Origin of the sequence: Nostoc sp. JL34 (assembly GCF_017114945.1) — a bacterium.
GTDB lineage: Bacteria > Cyanobacteriota > Cyanobacteriia > Cyanobacteriales > Nostocaceae > Nostoc.
This window is the reverse complement of record NZ_JABXKQ010000124.1, coordinates 144,965-161,016: the sequence shown is the minus strand read 5'-3', so window position 1 is coordinate 161,016 and position 16,052 is coordinate 144,965. Positions and strand designations below refer to the sequence as shown.

At 42.9% G+C, this 16,052-nt stretch carries 12 protein-coding genes and 1 pseudogene; 11 read left to right on the top strand and 2 right to left on the bottom strand.

Going from position 1 to position 16,052, the window contains the following annotated elements:
* Window positions 1-285: 285 nt before the first annotated feature.
* Together glgP and HWQ44_RS22230 are read left to right on the top strand one after the other, a co-directional pair.
* Window positions 286-2,499, top strand: coding sequence for an alpha-glucan family phosphorylase (gene glgP, locus HWQ44_RS22235; protein WP_292723125.1), 2,214 nt, complete (start codon window positions 286-288; stop codon window positions 2,497-2,499).
* Window positions 2,500-2,603: 104 nt separating this feature from the next.
* Complete coding sequence (locus HWQ44_RS22230) at window positions 2,604-3,356, top strand: Uma2 family endonuclease (RefSeq protein ID WP_292723122.1); 753 nt, start codon at window positions 2,604-2,606, stop codon at window positions 3,354-3,356.
* Between the two features lie 117 nt (window positions 3,357-3,473).
* Here the strand turns inward: HWQ44_RS22230 and ligA are convergent, their stop codons facing one another.
* Window positions 3,474-5,510, bottom strand: a complete 2,037-nt coding sequence (ligA, locus tag HWQ44_RS22225) for an NAD-dependent DNA ligase LigA (RefSeq protein ID WP_292723119.1) — start codon at window positions 5,508-5,510, stop codon at window positions 3,474-3,476.
* Window positions 5,511-6,038: 528 nt separating this feature from the next.
* Here ligA and HWQ44_RS22220 point away from each other — a divergent pair.
* Together HWQ44_RS22220 and HWQ44_RS22215 are read left to right on the top strand one after the other, a co-directional pair.
* On the top strand, window positions 6,039-6,989 hold the full coding sequence (locus HWQ44_RS22220) for a hypothetical protein (protein ID WP_292723117.1): 951 nt from the start codon (window positions 6,039-6,041) through the stop codon (window positions 6,987-6,989).
* A gap of 128 nt (window positions 6,990-7,117) precedes the next feature.
* Window positions 7,118-8,158, top strand: coding sequence for a glycerophosphodiester phosphodiesterase (locus tag HWQ44_RS22215; protein WP_292723115.1), 1,041 nt, complete (start codon window positions 7,118-7,120; stop codon window positions 8,156-8,158).
* 355 nt (window positions 8,159-8,513) lie between these two features.
* Here the strand turns inward: HWQ44_RS22215 and crtD are convergent, their stop codons facing one another.
* Window positions 8,514-10,043 (bottom strand): C-3',4' desaturase CrtD, encoded by a 1,530-nt coding sequence (gene crtD / locus HWQ44_RS22210; protein ID WP_292723113.1) that lies wholly within the window; start codon window positions 10,041-10,043, stop codon window positions 8,514-8,516.
* A 102-nt stretch (window positions 10,044-10,145) separates the two neighbouring features.
* Between crtD and HWQ44_RS22205 the strand changes: the two genes are divergently transcribed.
* The 7 genes and pseudogenes from HWQ44_RS22205 to HWQ44_RS22180 all read left to right on the top strand — a co-directional run bounded on the left by HWQ44_RS22205 (window position 10,146) and on the right by HWQ44_RS22180 (window position 15,907).
* Window positions 10,146-10,292, top strand: coding sequence for a hypothetical protein (locus HWQ44_RS22205; RefSeq protein WP_292723111.1), 147 nt, complete (start codon window positions 10,146-10,148; stop codon window positions 10,290-10,292).
* Between the two features lie 33 nt (window positions 10,293-10,325).
* On the top strand, window positions 10,326-11,606 hold the full coding sequence (locus HWQ44_RS22200; protein WP_292723108.1) for a pitrilysin family protein: 1,281 nt from the start codon (window positions 10,326-10,328) through the stop codon (window positions 11,604-11,606).
* 122 nt (window positions 11,607-11,728) lie between these two features.
* Window positions 11,729-12,592, top strand: coding sequence for a fructosamine kinase family protein (locus HWQ44_RS22195; protein ID WP_292723241.1), 864 nt, complete (start codon window positions 11,729-11,731; stop codon window positions 12,590-12,592).
* A 254-nt stretch (window positions 12,593-12,846) separates the two neighbouring features.
* On the top strand, window positions 12,847-13,467 hold the full coding sequence (locus HWQ44_RS22190; protein ID WP_292723106.1) for a 2OG-Fe(II) oxygenase: 621 nt from the start codon (window positions 12,847-12,849) through the stop codon (window positions 13,465-13,467).
* Window positions 13,457-13,537 (top strand): annotated as a pseudogene (locus HWQ44_RS33630) (hypothetical protein); the annotation flags it as partial. The gene HWQ44_RS22190 and the pseudogene HWQ44_RS33630, both read left to right, overlap by 11 nt.
* Before the next feature lie 324 nt (window positions 13,538-13,861).
* Window positions 13,862-14,881, top strand: a complete 1,020-nt coding sequence (locus HWQ44_RS22185) for an Npun_R2821/Npun_R2822 family protein (RefSeq protein ID WP_292723103.1) — start codon at window positions 13,862-13,864, stop codon at window positions 14,879-14,881.
* Between the two features lie 78 nt (window positions 14,882-14,959).
* A complete protein-coding gene (locus tag HWQ44_RS22180; RefSeq protein ID WP_292723102.1) occupies window positions 14,960-15,907 on the top strand; it encodes a glycosyltransferase in 948 nt (315 codons plus the stop codon).
* Window positions 15,908-16,052: the final 145 nt, after the last annotated feature.

Genomic DNA, 16,052 nt, shown 5'->3' with positions numbered 1-16,052 from the left:
CTTCCTAACAAAACCTATCGTTGACAAATGGGTTTTAACCTTAAGTTGACACTAATGGCGTCTCGCCCATCCTGAAATACAAGGGACGGGCAAGATGCCCATCCCACAAAACTAGCAAAATCATTCCGCAAATATGCAACGCCATAAAAGGGACTGGGCATGGAAAAGAGGCATCGGGGCGGGGTGCAAAAGGGAAAACTCTTCTCCCTTGCTCCCAGCTCCCTTGCTTCTTCCCCAGTTCCCGATACATAGAGAAAAAGTTAAGCGCGAGGACATAGATTTAGTATGGCTAATAGCAGTGCAATCACCCCAGCACGACACTTGAGTGAAAAGTTACCTTTACCGCTCAAGCGTTTGGCAGATTTGGCTTATAACTACTGGTGGAGTTGGAGTGGCGATCGCATCTCCTTATTCCAAACAATTGATCCCCAAGAATGGGAACGCTGTGGACATAACCCAGTAGCGATTTTAGAGTCGGCAAGTTATGAGCGTCTGACGCAATTAGCAGAAGACCCATTTTACCTAAAGCAGATATCCGCCCTCGCGCGTGAGTTTGACCAATACATCAACCAGCAAGATACTTGGGTCAGTCGAGTTGCACCGCAAGTATCTGCATCTCGCCCCATTGCTTACTTTTGCGCCGAATTTGGCATCCATGAATCTCTACCCGTCTACTCTGGCGGCTTGGGAATTCTCGCCGGGGATCATCTGAAATCATCATCAGATTTAGGTGTGCCGTTGGTTGGTGTTGGCTTGTTATATCGCCAAGGTTATTTTCGGCAACGCTTGAACCGCCAAGGTTGGCAAGAAGATTATTATATTGACAACCCCTTTGGCCACATGCCCCTGGAGTTGATTAAAAATGAGCAAGGGGAATCGGTGACTATCGAGTTACAAGTTCGCCAACGGGTTGTGAAAGTGCAAATCTGGCAAGTGCAAGTTGGGCGAGTCACATTATATTTATTAGATAGCGATCGCAATGATAACGATCCCATTGACCGCTGGCTAACAGGACACCTATATGGCGGTAACTTGGAAACCCGCATCGCCCAAGAAGTCGTTTTGGGAATTGGTGGTGTTCGCGCCCTACACGCCTTGGGAATTGAACCTTCTGTCTATCACCTCAACGAAGGACACGCTGCATTCTGCACCTTAGAAGTTGCGCGGGTAGAAATTGAGCGGACTGGTAAATCCTTCTATGACATCGAAGCCAAGGTGCGGAACAGTTGTGTATTTACCACCCATACCCCCGTTCCCGCCGGTCATGATGTCTTCTCACCCGATTTAATCGATTCCTTCTTTGCCAGCTATTGGCCGCAATTGCGACTTTCCCGCGAGCAATTCTTGGCACTCGGTGCAAGACGATTGGGCGATCCTTGGGAACCCTTTGGGATGACCGTTTTAGCATTGCGGATGTCGCGTGCTTGTAATGGTGTGAGTGAATTACACGGTCAAGTTTCCCGTAAAATGTGGACAGTTCTCTATCCGCAGCGATCAGAAGACAAAGTACCAATTGGTTACATTACCAATGGCGTTCATGCACCCACTTGGACTGCACCCCTGTTAGGTGATTTATATAACGAATATTTGGGAGAAGACTGGAAAAATCGCGCCGTCGATCCCAAGATGTGGGCTAAAGTTGACGAGATTCCCGACGAGGAACTGTGGTCGCGGCATCTCATCCTCAAAGAAAGATTGATTGCCTTCACCCGTTATAAGGTGAAGAAATCACGGGAGTTGCGTGGCGAAAATCATGAACTCATTCAAGCAACAGAAAAACTACTCGATCCCAACGTATTGACAATTGGATTTGCCAGACGCTTCAGCCCTTATAAACGCGGGGATCTGATTTTGCGTGATGCCCAACGCGCACTGAAGATTTTTGGTAATGCTCAACGTCCAGTACAAATTATCTTTGCCGGGAAAGCGCACCCAGCCGATGAAGAAGGTAAGCGGATTATCCAACGCTTGATGGAGTGGTGTCACAATTCCGGGATTATCAACCGAGTCGCCTTTATTGAAGATTATGACATTTACACTGGTCAAAAATTGGTGCAAGGTGTGGATGTTTGGTTAAATAATCCCCGTCGTCCTTTGGAAGCATCTGGTACGAGTGGGCAAAAAGTCTGTTTTAACGGCGGTCTTAATTGCAGCGTTTTGGATGGCTGGTGGTGCGAAGGCTACCAAACAGGGCCAGATGGTAAAGGAATTAACGGTTGGGCAATTGGTGAAGATGCTAATACTAGCGATCAAGAATTGCAAGATCGGATTGATTCGCGATCGCTTTATCAGCTGTTAGAAGAAGAAATCGTTCCTTTATACTATGACCAAGATGCCCAAGGCATTCCCCACCGTTGGGTGCAAATGATGAAAACGTCCATTAAGACAAATGCGCCGTTATTCAACACCGACAGGATGATTGCCGACTACGTTTCACAGGTGTATGTCCCAGAGATTTCTAAGAGTGTGGAACCGATTTTAGCTAAAGTTCTGCTTTAGATAATTTTCAGTTTCCTGGTTAAATAGAGGGGCGGGTTTTCTGCCCCTTTTTTTGCTCTTAGTATCGCCTGCGATAAGATCGAGAATAAATTCATGCTGTGTTTATGGCAACCCAACTCAGCCAAGCCAAATCACCAACAGAACTGGTAATCTCTTGGGAAGCTTTGCCCAAAGATTTTCAACTAGAGGATGAACCAGTGGAGAATACCGGTCAGCCACTTTTGGCTGGTGCTTTGCGTGAAAGCTTAGAAATCATTGGATTCATCCAACCCCAGATATTGATAGCTTCAAACTTTGGTCTTTGTGCCACTATCAACGAGCAATTTATTGCCAAAGTACCAGACTGGGTTTATGTGCCGTCGGTTAATGAAGTGGTGGCTAACCGCAAAAGTTATACACCCAATTTAGAAGGAGATATTCCGGCGATCGCTATCGAATTTTTATCCGATACTGAGGGTGGAGAATATTCAGTCAAGCGAACTTATCCACCAGGAAAATGGTTTTTATACGAACAAATTTTGCAGATTCCCATCTACGTGATTTTTGAACCTTATGGCGGCTTATTAGAATATTATGAACTGGAAAATAAACGCTATGAGTTAAAGCAACCTGACGAAAATGGTCGTCATTGGATTGATGTAATGGGCTTATTTTTAGGAACTTGGCAAGGAACAAAAGAAGGTCGCACTGGGTATTGGTTGCGCTGGTGGGATCGAGATGGTAATTTGTTACCGTGGGCTGTAGAACAGATTGAACAAGAACGCCAACGCGCCGAACAAGAACGTCAGCAAAAAGAACGACTGATTGCTTATTTGCAATCACAGGGTATTGACCCAAATGACTTACCCCCGTTTTAGTAGATGATTGGTCTTTGAAGACGCGATAAATCGCGTCTCTACATCAGGGTTTTGGGATTATCTGAACTGTATTGTGCTATAGAAATTCTAAACTATTTGCATCAGGGATAACTTGTTTTAATCTTCAAGCATCTCTAATAATTGCGCCTCAGTTAGCTGCGTAATTCCCAATGAAATTGCTTTTTCTAACTTAGAACCGGCATCTTCTCCTAAAACTAAATAATCTGTTTTTTTACTTATTGAATCAGTCACTTTTCCACCAGCTTTTTGAATTAAAGCCTTCGCTTTATCCCGCTTTAAGGTTGGCAATGTTCCCGTAATTACAAAAGTTTTACCTGCAAACTTTTGATTACCATCACCAACTATTTTTGTTTCTTCAGCAGCAGTTAATTGCAATCCTTCTGCTTGTAGGCGTTCTATTAACCTTTGGTTGGCGTCAATCCGAAACCACTGGTACACAGATTGGGCAATTTCAGCACCAATACCGTAAATTCCTTCAATATCTGATTGCTTTGCTGTCGCTAACTGCTCTACAGTGAAATATTTCTGAGTCAATAATTGAGCATTTACATTGCCAACGTGACGGATGCCTAAACCATACAATACCCTTGACCAAGGTTGATTTTTTGATTGAGCGATCGCATCTATCAACTTCTCTGCCGACTTTTTCCCCATCCTTTCCAATGCAGATAATTTCTCTGCTGTCAACTCATATAAATCGGCAACGGAATGCACTAAACCTTTATCAACGAGTTGATATACCAGCTTTTCTCCCATGCCTTTAATATCTAAGGCATCACGACTTACCCAATGTTCAATGGAACCTTTGAGAATCGCCGCACAGGAAGCATTGACGCAGCGAGTCACCGCCTCACCTGATTCTCGCACCACCAATTGGCCGCAGACTGGGCAATGGGTAGGCATAACGAAGGGTTCGGTGTCAGCGGGACGGAGTTCTTTGATTACCCTTACCACTTCTGGAATGATTTCTCCAGCTTTGCGGACAATCACAGTATCACCAATGCGGATGTCTAATTGAGTAATGCGATCGCTATTATGTAAAGTGGCGCGGGAAACTGTTGTTCCCGCCAGTTGCACCGGGCGCATCTCGGCTAACGGTGTTAACGCCCCCGTTCTCCCCACATTCACAGCAATATTTTCCACACGGGTGGGTGCTTCTTCGGCTGGATACTTCAAAGCGATCGCCCAACGGGGGAATTTCTGGGTAAACCCTAGCTGTTCCTGAAGTTTAAAAGAATTCAGCTTCACCACTACCCCATCAGTCATGTAGGGTAAATTCAGCCGTTCTGTGTCCCAGTATTCATAATATTTTGCCACTTCTGCGATCGAGGCACACAGTTTGTGGTTGGGGTTGACTCGAAAACCCATCTTTTCTAATAACTCCAACGCTTCCCATTGAGTATTGGCAATACTGGTGTCATCTCTACCAGGAATGTGCAGCGTGTAGCCAAAGAAATCTAACCGCCGTTTAGCGACAATGCGGGAGTCTAATTGCCTGAGTGTACCAGCTGCGGCATTGCGGGGATTGGCAAATAATTGCTCACCTGCTTTTTGCCTTTCCTCGTTGATTTGTTTAAATACTTCCAAAGGCAAAAACGCCTCGCCTCGCACTTCCACCCTTTCCAGAATTTCTAAGCCTTCAAAATTCAAACGTAAGGGAATTGAGCGAATTGTCCGCACATTTTGGGTGATATCTTCACCCGTCACCCCATCACCCCTAGTTGTCCCCCTAACTAGAACGCCATTCTGGTAGGTGAGAGCCAGAGCAGAACCATCAATTTTAAGTTCAGTGACATATTCCACTGAATCTATTTTCGGTACTTGTCGCCGCCAGCGCTGATCCCACCCTTTCAACTCATCGATATTAAACGCATTCTCCAGACTGTATAGGGGGATATTATGCCGCACCGAGGTAAACTGCGTTGCTGGTCTCTCACCCACGCGCTGAGTCGGACTATCGGGTGCTGTCAACTCTGGATATTGAATTTCTAGTTGTTGTAATTCTCGATATAGCTGGTCATAGACTGCATCCTCCATAATTGGAGCATCTAGAACGTAATAAGCGTAGCTTGCTTGTTGCAATAACTGGCGCAATTCTTCTGTGCGCTTTACTTCAGGCTTAATCTGGGTCATTAGAATTATACAAAATATCTAGCGAATACAATTTAAAGATGATCGAGCCTGCTTTGGCAGACTTGGTTTAGATAGCCGCGACTGACCGTCGTCGAGTCAATGTACTTCACATAAAAATCGGGTTTGGCTAATTAGTTTGCCATTAGCAGAGGTACTTTGGGCAAACACTACGGACTTTTCCAGATTACTTAATTTAATCCCAATCCTCCCATCCATCGCTAGACCTAACATTTTACATACAGCGCTTTCTGACAATAAATCATTCCCTGTTCAACACCTCTAAATAGTTTTTTCTTATATAAGTAATCTTCATATACTAAGTATTATAGACCAATTTCTATTAGTATATTTATACCTGACATATCTAAACAAAATACCAGTATTCTGAATTCCGGAATCGTCTGTAAATCAAGGGTATCCACAATTGTCAGCACTACTACCTGGGTATTGCATAAAAAAACAAATGCCAACCTATTTAGTTAGTACAGCCAAAAACCCAATACATTTTCACAGTTTTATTTTACTAATATGTTCATGCGCTCTTTAACATTTACTGCCTCTAGTGCAGTCTTGCTTTCAACTTTAGTCAGTTCCGCTTTTGCTGCTCCCAGCAACTTTGCTAGTAATGTCAACAATACCGAAACAAACACAAAGGTACTTGCTCAAAATGTCATCCAGTTACAGAAAATTCCTCATGGCACAATACAAGCAATCGCTAACGGACAAAACCGATACGCCGCTATTTGGGTGAAGTCTGGCGGCCCAGCTTGGCAAGCACGACATGGATTGACCTCAGCCCAGTATCAAGCGACTTTTGACAAACTGGTTGGTGAAGGATATCGGTTGGCTGATGTCAGTGGTTATGATGTCAACGGACAAGGCCGATACGCTGCTATTTGGGTGAAGTCTGGCGGCCCAGCTTGGCAAGCACGACATGGATTGACCTCGGCCCAGTATCAAGCTACTTTTGACAAACTGGTTGGTCAGGGATATCGATTAGTTCACGTTAGTGGTTACAGCGTGAACGGACAAGATCGATACGCTGCTATTTGGGAGAAGTCAGACGGCCCAGCTTGGCAGGCGCGACATGGATTGACCTCAGCCCAGTATCAAGCGACTTTTGACAAACTGGTTGGTGAAGGATATCGGTTGGCTGATGTCAGTGGTTATGATGTCAACGGACAAGGCCGATACGCTGCTATTTGGGTGAAGTCTGGCGGCCCAGCTTGGCAAGCACGACATGGATTGACCTCAGCCCAGTATCAAGCGACTTTTGACAAACTAGTTGGTGAAGGATATCGGTTGGCTGATGTCAGTGGTTATAATGTCAACGGGCAAAACCGATACGCCGCGATTTGGGAGAAATCTGACAGTCCAGCTTGGCAAGCACGACATGGATTGACCTCAGCCCAGTATCAAGCAACTTTTGACAAACTGGTTGGTGAAGGATATCGATTGGTTGATGTCAGTGGCTACTAGTACAACAAGTCAAAAGAAAAAACACCTATGTAGTAAGCTTTTTGCCTATTTCAGATGGTAGCTTTATGTTTGCCATTCTGTGCTAGTATCTTTCTCTTTTATGCCAGTTTTGTGAGGCGGGGAAAGTAATGACTAGAATTTTGCCAGAGGCATCTCCAATTATTATTGCCCACCGAGGTGCTAGCGGTTATCGTCCCGAACATACTTTAGCTGCCTATGAATTAGCGATCGCACTAGGGGCTGATTATATTGAACCTGATTTAGTTTCCACCAAAGACGGTGTTTTAATTGCTCGTCACGAAAATGAGATTTCTGAAACCACGGACGTTGCTAGCCATCCAGAATTTGCTCACCGTCAAACCAGCAAAATAATTGATGGCGAATCGAAAACTGGCTGGTTTACTGAAGACTTTACCCTAAGAGAACTGAAAACACTCCGAGCCAAAGAGCGAATTCCCCAACTGCGATCGCAAAACACCGCCTATGATGGACTATTAGAAATTCCCACTCTCCAAGAAATCATCGATTTAGCCAAGGGTAAAAGTGCCGAAATTAATCGAGCTATCGGTATTTACCCAGAAACTAAGCACCCAACTTACTTTAAATCTATTGGGTTAGCCCTAGAAGCACCTCTACTTGCAACTTTGACAGCCAACGGTTATCAGGGAGCTAATGCACCTGTTTTCATTCAGTCTTTTGAAGTGAGTAATTTACAAGATTTATCTACAAAGACTGATTTACCTCTGGTGCAATTGCTGAATAACAGTGGTAAACCTTATGATTTTGTAGTTAGTGGTTGCGAACGTACATATACAGATTTAGTCACTGCATCAGGTTTAAGGGAGATTGCTAAATATGCACAGGCGGTTGGGATTCATAAAAATTTACTGGTTCCCAGAGACAGCAATGGTAAATTGCGTAGACGCAAAGCAGCTTGTCGCCAGACATCGCCTACATCTTTAGTCACAGATGCTCATGCGGCTGGTTTGCTGGTTCATGTTTGGACTTTCCGCAACGAAGACTGCTTTTTACCACTGGACTTTCAAGGAAATCCCCAAGGCGAATATGAACTATTTTTCAGTTTAGGTGTTGATGGCGTATTTAGCGACTACCCAGATACGGCTTTTGCAGTGAACCAAAACCTTCGATTTAAACTTTCAGATTTTTGAATTAGGGACTGAGGACTGGGGAATGGGAAGATTTGAATGGGAGCAATGCTCTAACTAGTGAGATGGGGAGGCAGGGGAGGCAGGGGAGGCAAGGGGAGAGAAACAAATAAGTATATTTCGATCTGTAATAGTCGTAAAAATTACTAAATATTTAGAAATATTTCTAAATATTTCTCTTTACTCCCCCTCCTCCCCCTGCTCATTTCACGATAATCTAACTTTTTCGCGTTGCTCCTGATTTGAATGGGCATTCATACCCCAACCAAATCTTAGAGGAATTTCTTGCCCAGTCCCCAGTCCCCAGTCCCCAGTCCCCAGTCCCCTAAATTTATTTATGGGGATTATATTTTTACTTTCAAAAAATACTACATTTGCGTTGCGCTTCAATTTGCCTGACTACTGTTAGCGCTGAATAACTTACCCCAGCAGTACCTTCCCCTGGATGGGTGGAGTCACCAACTAACCACAAATCCTGGATGGGTGTCCGGTTAGCAAAGCCAAAGGGGCCAAAGGTGGGTATTCTTTGACCAATACCACCAACTATACCGCGATCGCGGGCTGTGAAATGGGCAAAGGTGCGGGGTGTTGCTGCTTCTTGATAAAGAATAGTTTCTGGTTTGAGATAAAAGTATTGAGCAAGACGTGCGATCGCTTGGAGGGTAAACTTTTCTTTTAGTTCTTGATAATCTTCAGTCTGCCACCACTGTGCAGGATCGACAAATGAAGAAGCAATAATTGTCGCTTTCCCCTCCGGGGCGCGACCATCTCCAGGGTGACTGACAGAAACAAATAGGGAATTATTCTCGCCGATGGGGCCATTGACATCATACAGAAATTGGAGGTGGGGAGGACACCCAGCCGGAATCGCACTGGCGTCTACACCCAAATACACCACAAAAGCGCCTGATGCTTGAAGCAGTTTTTCCACCCGGTTTTTATAACCAGATGGCGCTTGTTCTCCCAATAACTGCACCAAGTTTTGCACGGTGACGTTACTAACTATATGGTCGGCTGCTTCTGTCCAGACTTCGCCAGTTTTCTGATTTCTAATGACAACAGCACTGGCTTTGCCGTTTTCTACTGTGATTTGTTCTACAGTGTGGCGCATCAATAATTTGCCGCCATCTCTTTCTAAAGATTGTACTAGGCGATCGCTTAATACTTGCATACTTCCCTGGAGGTGAAATAATCCTTGGGGCAATTGGGATACACTCAATGCTGTGGCGGCATAAAGTAATGCTGTCTCGTCTGCATTGACTTGGGAGTATAGCTTCAGTTGCAAATCTAAAAAAGTTCTTAGTCGTCGGTCATTACCCAGTCCACATAACCGTAAAGCATCTCCTACAGTAAACAAGGTGAAGGGTACGGTAATTAATGTACTGGGACGCACCGCTTGCATTAGCTGCCACAAATCCCATAAATTACGCGGTGGTAGTACCGGATCGCGTCCTTGAAATTCCCAACTAGCATTAAATAAAGTTGTCATTAACTGCCAAAACGGTTCGCTACCAGGAAACTGTTTTTGTCGTTCCTCTTGCCATTTCTCTTGGTCGCGCCAAACGTTGATAGGTGTACTTTCCCCAGGTAAATACACCGCACAAGCAGGGTCACAAGGCGTTGCTTGGGGTAAATCTATTGACAATTCTGAGAAAATGCGGTGGTGAATTCCCCCTGGTTCCAACCCCGCCACCTGAGTTGCTCCCACATCAAAGGTAAATCCTTGGCGTTTAAACGTCGAAGCACAGCCTCCTGGTACAAGGGCTTGATCCAAAATTAAGACACTGTAACCTCTATGAGCTAATAATGCCCCAGCAGTCAGTCCACCTATTCCTGCACCAATAACGACTACACGAGATTTACTTTTGTCAATAGAAATGCTGGACATTGATATTTATTTTTATAATTCTTAATATTGCTATTCATAATTTTACAGTGTTATCGAGATTAATGAGTTCATGGCTAAAGAAAGTAGTCAGCATACGGAGATGTGGAGATACGAGAAAATTCTTCTTTGCGTCTGTTGCTGATGCGTTCTACAGCCCTTCTCCTAAAGGAGACACTACGTGAACGGGCATCCTACGGCAGGCGTTTGCAAAGCGATCGCAGTGCTTATTTTCAGTCGCAGATAAGATAAAAGAGTAACATCGCTCCTCACACACAAGTAGCAATGACCTCAACCCTACGGAAATTTCCCCGTCTTAATGCCCCAACGCTGCACCAGTTGCCCAATGGTTTGACAATCATTGCCGAGCAAATGCCAGTTGAAGCCGTAAACCTCAATTTATGGATTAAAGTTGGCTCTGCTGTAGAACCTGATGCCATTAATGGCATGGCTCACTTTTTAGAACACATGATTTTTAAAGGAACAGAACGACTGGCTAGCGGCGAATTTGAACGTCGAATTGAAGAACGGGGTGCTGTTACCAATGCCGCTACTAGCCAAGATTATACTCATTACTATATAACTACTGCACCCAAAGATTTTGCCGATCTTGCGCCACTACAAATAGATGTAGTATCAAATGCAAGTATTCCTGATGATGCCTTTGAACGTGAGCGATTGGTAGTTTTGGAAGAAATTAGGCGTTCAGAGGATAATCCCCAGCGGCGTACATATCGGCGGGCGATGGAGACAGCTTTTGATCAGCTACCCTATCGCCGTGCAGTATTAGGGCCAGAATCGGTGATTGCCGAACTCAAACCTCAGCAGATGCGAGATTTTCATACTAATTGGTATCAACCCCAGTCAATTACTGCTGTAGCTGTGGGCAATTTACCTGTGGAAGAATTAATTGCAACCGTTGCTGAAGGATTTACGAAAGCTAATAAAACTCCCCATTCCCCACTCCCCACTCCCCACTCCCCACTTAGCCCTGAGTCACCATTTACAGAAATTGTCCGTCGAGAATTTACAGATGAAAGTCTGCAACAAGCAAGACTAGTGATGGTTTGGCGGGTTCCAGGAATGAGGCAGTTAGATCGCACCTATGGGCTGGATGTTTTAGCAGCAATTTTGGGACAGGGACGGACATCAAGATTGGTGAGGGATTTACGGGAAGAACGAGAATTGGTTTCTTCAATTTCTGTGAGCAACATGAGCAATCATCTGCAAGGCATATTTTATATTTCAGCTAAATGTGCAGTAGAAAATTTACCAGTTGTAGAAGATGCGATCGCTCAACACATTGGCAAAATACAAATAGAGTTGGTAAAAGAATCAGAAATTGCCCGTGTGCGGCAAAGAGTAGCTAACAGATATATTTTTGCCAACGAAACACCAAGCGATCGCTCTGGGTTGTATGGTTATTATCAATCTTTGGTGGGAGATTTAGAACCCGCCTTTAACTACCCAGCGATAATTCAGAGCCAAGATGCAACTGACTTGATGCAAGCAGCCAAAGAGTATCTTTCCCCAGATGCTTATGGTGTAGTTTTCGTCAAGCCGTAAATTAAAAATTTGGAATAGGGCATTGGGCATTGGGCATTGGGCATGGGGAAGATAATTAATAACTATTACCCAATGCCCAGTTACTAATCAAAAATCCAAAATATAAAATCCAAAATAGCATGATGTGGACTCAAATCGACGCGCATATTAGCCAGGTGACGGGCGAAAAATTTCAGAGTCAGCAACGGCGATCGGTTGGTGGCGGGTGCATCAACCAAGGTTATGCTGGCTCTAATGGTGAGATAACCTACTTTGTCAAGCAAAACCTTGCATCCCAAGTTGCGATGTTTGAAGCTGAGGCGTTGGGTTTAGAGGAAATGCTAGCAACAGCTAGTATTCGCATTCCCAAACCAATTTGCTGGGGTACTGCTGATAATTCTAGCTACATCGTCCTGGAATGGTTGGAACTTGGTAGTGGTAACAGCAACTCATGGGAAGAAATGGGGCGCAAGTTAGCAGCTATGCATAAAGCTAGCAGCAGTCAAGGTTTTGGTTGGAAAACTAACAACACCATTGGTTCTACACCCCAAATCAATACTTGGACAGCAGACTGGACAGAATTTTATATTAAACATCGCCTGGGTTATCAATTTCAATTGGCAAGGCGGCGAGGAGCTAATTTTCCCCAACAAGACAAGTTACTAACAACTATCCCTGAACTATTAGCGGATCATCAGGTGCAACCTTCCTTAGTACATGGCGATTTATGGGGCGGAAATGCTGGGTGTACTGTTTTGGGAGAACCAGTGATATTTGATCCAGCAACTTATTTTGCAGATAGAGAAGTTGATATCGCCATGACAGAATTGTTTGGTGGGTTCCCAGCAGCGTTTTATAAGGGTTACAACGAGGTATTTCCGTTAGATGCAGACTATGAACAGAGAAAAACGCTCTATAACCTATATCATATTTTGAATCACTTCAATTTATTTGGCGGTGGTTATAGTTCGCAAGCCAACCGGATGATTGACCAGATTTTACGCTAAGTACAGGATTGCAGAAAGAAATTAACATATTCATTATTCAGGAATATTAACTAAATGAGTCACAATGATTTGCTTTCTCGCATTCCCATCAATTGACAATAAAAAGGAAGCAAGTGCGTGAAATTGAAGCTAAATGAAAATATCAACTTGCGCGTTTTGACTTTATTGCAATTAGCCGGACACGATGTTGCTACACTACCAGGACAAGGTTTAAGTTCTGTCAATTTATAAGTATTATTTCTCCCACATCCACCGTGAAACACTATCAACAACAATCTAACGCCTTCCCCACCGATTACCTAAACAACTTATGGGGAGAAATCCAAGCTTGTCCTTATTTTGCTATCAACAACCTCAACCGCGATTTTGTCGCCACTAAAGGATTTTCTGTAGTATTTCAGCGTTCTGGATTACCAAAAGTAGAACAGCAGTTTCCCTATTTCAAGGCTTACCTAGATTTGGCTCTCCAGCCGAATTGTAATGCTTTTTACCTCAACCCTTTACAACTCAAAGAAGGCTCCCGTGTCGATCCGCATATCGATCGCTCCTTACGTTCCTACTCCAAAACCATTGAACCACCTGCGGTTGTCAGTGTCCTCTATGTGCGAGTCCCAGCAGATATGGAAGGAGGAGAACTGATATTGCGATCGCACAAACGCCAACTTGGGCAAATTAAGCCCCAATTAAATACTTTAGTTTATTTTCAAGGTGATTTAACCCATTCTGTTAACGCTGTGAAAACCCCAGGAAATCGTCTGAGTCTCGTTTGTGAACAGTATAGCTTGAGTGAAGCTGAACTCCAGGAAATCCCTGAATTCACTGTAGAGTCAAGAAGCACTCAGTCTACAACCAAAAAGAGAAAGTATTCCTCATAATTTAGTGTTGAATTTGCTACCTCAATCGCCTATTCCACCACAGTATCTTACAGGTAGACATCTCAAAGCTACTTGATCTGCCCAAGTTGCAGAACTCCTCCGAGATCATCAGCTTTTGAACAGATTTCAATTATGTGTATATTATTAATTCTTTGGGAATAATAGATCAGAAAATAACGAGAATATTATGCCCTACTCAGAGGATGTTTGAAAAGTCGCGAAGTATACTAAAAATTCATTTAAAAGCCTCTCTCGCCTTGGAGGGAGAGGCTTTTAACCCCCCTTACCTACGAGGGAATGGATGCTAAAAGGTTAAGTTTCTGAGATATTGTTTTTACCAACAATACTTTTCAAAAATCTTCTCGGTAACAAAAGATAAAAAGGATTTCTAAAAATGGATTCTTTCGGTATTTACACCCTTGCGAATGATGTGGTGTTTGACCAACTAGTAGCTTTGCTAAACAGCATTGAGGAGAATATTAGCGCAGATATTCCTATTTGTATTATTCCCTATGATGAGCGACTAGACCTAGTTAGGCAAGAAGTTAATGCTAGAAAGAATGTAATCCTGTTTGATAATTGGGACGTAATTCAACGCTGGGAAGAATTTGCTCATCAGGTTTGGGCTGCTCATTCGAGAGAAAAAGAGACAAAATTATCCCGCTCTAGCTGGTACAAAAGTCATTTACAAAGAAAGTTTGTTGCCTTTGAGGGGATTTTTGATAAATTTGTATTTTATGATAGTGATAGCTTGGCGATGAAGCCACTCAATAATGTAATTGACAAGTTAAAAACATTCGATTTTATTTTTGATGATTGGGAACACCTTAAGGATAGACCTGTTGCAGCATTAAATATTTCAGTTATAGAACAAACTGGACTGTATACAGAAGCGGATATACGTTCTAAGCTGCATTGTTCTAGCTTTTTTGGTTCTAAGCGAGGGTTATTTACTGCTAAAGAAATTGAAATAATGATGGAGAGATTAATTACTCATAGGGAAGTTGAATGGATTAATGGATATGGATGGTGGGATGATTCTTTTTTGTTTAATTATATGACTTTGCGCTGCGATCGCCCACTATTTAACTTTACACTTAGCCCCAATGCGGAAGATAGAACAGGTAACTGTGCCAATGTAGATCCCTTCGTGAATATTAATAATATTCTTTATAATCAGGATGGCTTAAAACGAATTCACCGCATCCATTATATGAGCTATTCTTCTCGTGATTTTGCCCACTTATGTCAAGGACAAGATGTTAATATATGTTATGCAAATGAGTTTTTACACTATCGTTTTCTTAAACAGCCAGAACAAAGACCAAAACAGCTAAAACCACTTAGTATAATTGCAAAAACTAATAATTTTTTAAACAAAACAATGAATAAACTTCAAAGAAGTATCCGCTAAATATGCATTTATTGGCGCGATGCGTGAAATTAGCAATTGATATAAATTTTCTATTTTCTCCAGTTATTAGTATATAACATGCCTAGAATTACTGTTTGCATTCCTACTTTTAATCGCGTTCATCTCCTGCCTTATGCCATTGATAGTGTACTCAATCAATCTGAGCAAGACTTTGAGCTAATTATTTGTGATGACGGTTCTAGCGATCGCACACCCGAATTGATGTCACAATATACAGACAATCGGATTAAATATATCCGTCATCAGCAAAATATTGGTAAAAGTAATAATATGCGCTCTGGCTTTGATGCTGCCAGTGGTGAATATTTTATTAAATTTGATGATGACGACCGACTAACACCTGATTTTCTCGCAAATACAGCAGCTATTCTTGCTGAAGGCTCTAGCATTGATTTTGTTGGTACAGACCATTGGATAATTGATATTAACAATGTCCGGGATGAGGCAAAAACTCAAGAAAATACTCATCGCTGGGGTAGGAAGAAGTTACCCGCAGGTGTTGTAAATAATTTGTTGGAAGTCGTATTTATTCAGCAAAGTTTTCAAGTTGGAGCGACATTATTTCGCCGTAAAACTTTGCAAGAATTAGGATATATGCAGCCAAATCTGCAAAATTGTGAGGATAATGATTTATTTGTGCGTCTGGCTTTGGCTGGAAAAAAGGGCTATTACTTACCAAAATTATTGATGGAATATCGCTACCATGCAGAGCAGCAAGGTATCAATCGAGCTATTCCTTATTTATTTGATAAAATCCGGTATTTAGAAAGTTATAAGTTTGAGTCGGAGAAATTAGAGAAAGTCAGGAAAAATCGTTTAACTGAAACACAATTATTATTAGGTTTGCGTTTAATTGAAAAGGGTGAAACGCAAAAAGGCAGAGAGCTAGTTTTGGCGGGACAGTCTTTTTCGACTGCTAAAGCTTGGACTGGTTTAGGTTTATCGTTGTTACCAGTTAGGTTGCGAGGTAAGGCGTTTAATGCACTGCGACAGGTGCGGGGTTAGACATTGACATTAACATATTGTGCAACTTACTTTTGATGTTATTTGGAAAAGCTGTGTAGGTTGGGTTAAAGAACGAAACCCAATATTAAGCGTTAATTGTTGGGTTTCACTTCGTTCAACCCAACCTACTAGCTGCATTAATGTA

Excerpts from the sequence above, each read along its gene's own strand:
- glgP (WP_292723125.1), top strand. The coding sequence starts at position 286 with ATGGCTAATAGCAGTGCAATCACCCCAGCACGACACTTGAGTGAAAAG.
- HWQ44_RS22230 (WP_292723122.1), top strand. The coding sequence starts at position 2,604 with ATGGCAACCCAACTCAGCCAAGCCAAATCACCAACAGAACTGGTAATC.
- ligA (WP_292723119.1), bottom strand. The coding sequence starts at position 5,510 with ATGACCCAGATTAAGCCTGAAGTAAAGCGCACAGAAGAATTGCGCCAG.
- HWQ44_RS22220 (WP_292723117.1), top strand. The coding sequence starts at position 6,039 with ATGTTCATGCGCTCTTTAACATTTACTGCCTCTAGTGCAGTCTTGCTT.
- HWQ44_RS22215 (WP_292723115.1), top strand. The coding sequence starts at position 7,118 with ATGACTAGAATTTTGCCAGAGGCATCTCCAATTATTATTGCCCACCGA.
- crtD (WP_292723113.1), bottom strand. The coding sequence starts at position 10,043 with ATGTCCAGCATTTCTATTGACAAAAGTAAATCTCGTGTAGTCGTTATT.
- HWQ44_RS22200 (WP_292723108.1), top strand. The coding sequence starts at position 10,326 with ATGACCTCAACCCTACGGAAATTTCCCCGTCTTAATGCCCCAACGCTG.
- HWQ44_RS22195 (WP_292723241.1), top strand. The coding sequence starts at position 11,729 with ATGTGGACTCAAATCGACGCGCATATTAGCCAGGTGACGGGCGAAAAA.
- HWQ44_RS22185 (WP_292723103.1), top strand. The coding sequence starts at position 13,862 with ATGGATTCTTTCGGTATTTACACCCTTGCGAATGATGTGGTGTTTGAC.
- HWQ44_RS22180 (WP_292723102.1), top strand. The coding sequence starts at position 14,960 with ATGCCTAGAATTACTGTTTGCATTCCTACTTTTAATCGCGTTCATCTC.